Here is a 2,617-nt window from a genome sequence, read left to right as displayed (position 1 = left end):
TCGATCGCGTGCGCCGGCTCGACGCCCTGGCGGCGCTGCTCGGCCAGGCGCTGGCGCAGCGCCAGGCTGTCGGCTGTCTCGGCGTAGAGGCCCTGCGCCAGCGGCGCCGGTCCGCGCGTCTCGCTGAGCGCCTTGACGAGCACCGTGCGCGGCACGCTGCCTTGCCGCAGTTCGACCCGGTCGCCGGCGCGCAACTCGCGCGAGGCCTTGGCCGGCTGGCCGTTGACCGTGACCCGGCCCTTGCCGATCTCGTCGGCCGCCAGGCTGCGCGTCTTGAAGAAGCGCGCTGCCCAGAGCCACTTGTCGAGTCGGACTTTGTCGGCGGCAGGCAGTTCGTGCATGGCGGCGGATTGTGTCGCGGCGGCAAGTGCCCGCTCGCATCGCGGCCTTGCCGCCGATGCGTATTCGCCTCCATGCACGCCTCGGCGACTGGGGCTTTCCCTAGCTATTTGGGCCGCGCGTCGGCCGGTTTAGCCACGAACATCGTTGCCGTTTTCTTCAATTGCGATGAAAGGGTTTCCATGCGCCGTCACACTTTCCTGAGATCGTTGTCCGCGTTGGCCGCGGCCGCGGTCTGGCCGCTCGGGGCGCGTGCCGCCGCGAACATGAAGATGATGATTCCGGCCAACCCCGGCGGCGGCTGGGACACCACCGGCCGTGCCCTGGGCCAGGCCCAGCGCGCCGGCGGCACCGCCCTTGTTGTCATAGGTCACGGTCGCCGCCGCGCCCGAGTCCTGCAGGGCCTTGCCCAGGGCACGGCCGGTGGTGTCCCAGCCGCCGCCGGGGTTGGCCGGAATCATCATCTTCACGTTGGCTTCTGCAGCACGGGCCAGCAGCGGCAGGCTGCCGGCGGCGGCCAGGGTGGCCATGGATTTCAAAAAGGTATCGCGACGCATGGGTGTCTCCTTGGAATGGGTAATAACCCGGCAATCATGCACCTTCTGGCTGTCAGTCGGCTGTCCGCCAGCACTAGGGAAAGTGCTAATGTCGCAGCCATTCACAATCCCAAAGCTAACCACTTGTTCGCCACCTCCATGAAACTGCTGCTGATCGAAGACGATGCCTCCATGCAGGCCGCGCTGCAACGCGCCCTGGGCCGGCGCGGCATGGAGGTCGTAGCCTGCACCGACGGCCGGCGGGCGCTGGCCCAATGGAGCGCCGCGCAGCCCGATGTGGTGGTGCTGGACCTGAGCCTGCCCGGCCTGGACGGCCTGCAGGTGCTGGACCAGGCGCGCACGCAGGGCCTGAAGACGCCGGTGCTGATCCTGACGGCGCGCGGCACGGTGGGCGACCGCATCATCGGCCTGAACCTGGGGGCCGACGACTACCTGCCCAAGCCCTTTGACCTCGACGAGCTGGAAGCCCGGCTGCGGGCGCTGAGCCGCCGGCAGCCGGCCTCCGATCCCTCACTGGATGCAAAATCCGGCGCCAGCCCAGTCATGGTGGGCGGGTTGCGCTATGAAAAAGAGAGCGGCGCAATCTACCACCAGGGCCTGGTGCTGGAGCTCTCGCCGCGCGAGCTGGCGCTGATGCAGGCGCTGATCGTCAAGCCCGGCCACGCGGTGTCGAAAGAGCGGCTGTTCGAGCTGGTGTTTCCCGGTGAAACCGAGGTGCAGTACGAAGCGGTGGAAGTGGTGGTGTACCGCCTGCGCAAGAAACTGGTCCACACCGGCGTCACGCTGGTCACCTTGCGCGGCCTGGGCTATTTGCTGAAGGTCGATGCGTGAGCGCCATATCCTTGAGGCGATACCTGCTGGTTGGCATCTTGCTGCCGGTAGGCCTGCTGATCGTGCTCAACACCGTGAGCCTGTACGGCCAGACGCTGGCCGCCCTCACCACCGCCTACGACCGCACCCTGCTGGCCTCGGCCAAGTCGATTGGCGAGCAGCTTGATGTCACGGGTTACGACGAGCAATCCCGGCTGCGGGTGACGGTGCCCTACGCCGCGCTGGAGGCCTTTGAGGCCGACAACCAGAGCCGGCTGTTTTACCGCGTCTCCAGCCTGAGCGGCGAGCTGGTGTCGGGCTTTGCCCAGCTGCCCTTCTGGCGCGGCCGCATTCCGGCCAAGCCGCCCTACTCGGCGCTGGTGGATTTTTACGACGATGTGTTCAGCGGCGACGCCGTGCGCGTGGCGGTGCTGCTGCAGCCGGTGGCCAGCCCGCAGGGCCGCGGCATGGCGGTGATCCAGGTGGCCGAAACGCTGGAGCTGCGCAAAACCCTGGCCCGCAAAATCCTGGTCGACACGCTGTGGCGCCAGGCCCTGCTGCTGGCCGTGATTGCGCTGGTGGCGGTGGTCGTGGTGCAGCGCGCCACCCGCCCGGTGCGCCGGCTCAGCGCCGAGCTGCAGGCCCGGCCCGAGGGCGATTTGACCGCCATCAGCGCGCCCGACGCCCCGCGCGAGCTGCTGCCGCTGGTCGAGGCCACGAACCAGGTCATGGGCCGGCTGCAGCACCTGCTGGACAACCAGAAGCGCTTCGTGCGCGATGCGGCGCACCAGCTGCGCACGCCGCTGGCCGTGCTCAAGGTGCAGGTGCAGTCGGCGCTGCGCGGCGACATGGAGGCGCGCGATGCCCTGCTGGAAATCAACCAGACGGTGGACCGCGCCACGCTGCTGGCG

3 protein-coding genes and 1 pseudogene are annotated in these 2,617 nt (G+C 68.6%); 2 read left to right on the top strand and 2 right to left on the bottom strand.

Translation table 11 applies throughout. The features are described from left to right. Positions 1 to 341, bottom strand: a 341-nt coding sequence (locus tag RMO23_RS03685) for an RNA-binding S4 domain-containing protein (RefSeq protein ID WP_309678749.1), incomplete at its 3' end; no start/stop codon positions are given. A gap of 321 nt (positions 342 to 662) precedes the next feature. After that, a pseudogene (locus RMO23_RS03680) lies at positions 663 to 896 on the bottom strand (tripartite tricarboxylate transporter substrate binding protein); the annotation flags it as partial. 138 nt (positions 897 to 1,034) lie between these two features. Between RMO23_RS03680 and RMO23_RS03675 the strand changes: the two are divergent. Together RMO23_RS03675 and RMO23_RS03670 are read left to right on the top strand one after the other, a co-directional pair. Continuing rightward, complete coding sequence (locus RMO23_RS03675) at positions 1,035 to 1,727, top strand: response regulator transcription factor (protein ID WP_309678748.1); 693 nt, start codon at positions 1,035 to 1,037, stop codon at positions 1,725 to 1,727. Further along, positions 1,724 to 2,617 (top strand): sensor histidine kinase N-terminal domain-containing protein (locus RMO23_RS03670; protein WP_309678747.1); only part of this gene is annotated, 894 nt, incomplete at its 3' end. The genes RMO23_RS03675 and RMO23_RS03670, both read left to right, overlap by 4 nt.

It is taken from the genome of Polaromonas sp., assembly GCF_031411155.1.
Lineage (GTDB): Bacteria > Pseudomonadota > Gammaproteobacteria > Burkholderiales > Burkholderiaceae_C > Polaromonas.
This window is presented reverse-complemented; position numbering and strand designations above follow the sequence as displayed.

Coding starts and splice junctions, on each gene's coding strand:
- RMO23_RS03675 (WP_309678748.1), top strand. CDS start 1,035: ATGAAACTGCTGCTGATCGAAGACGATGCCTCCATGCAGGCCGCGCTG.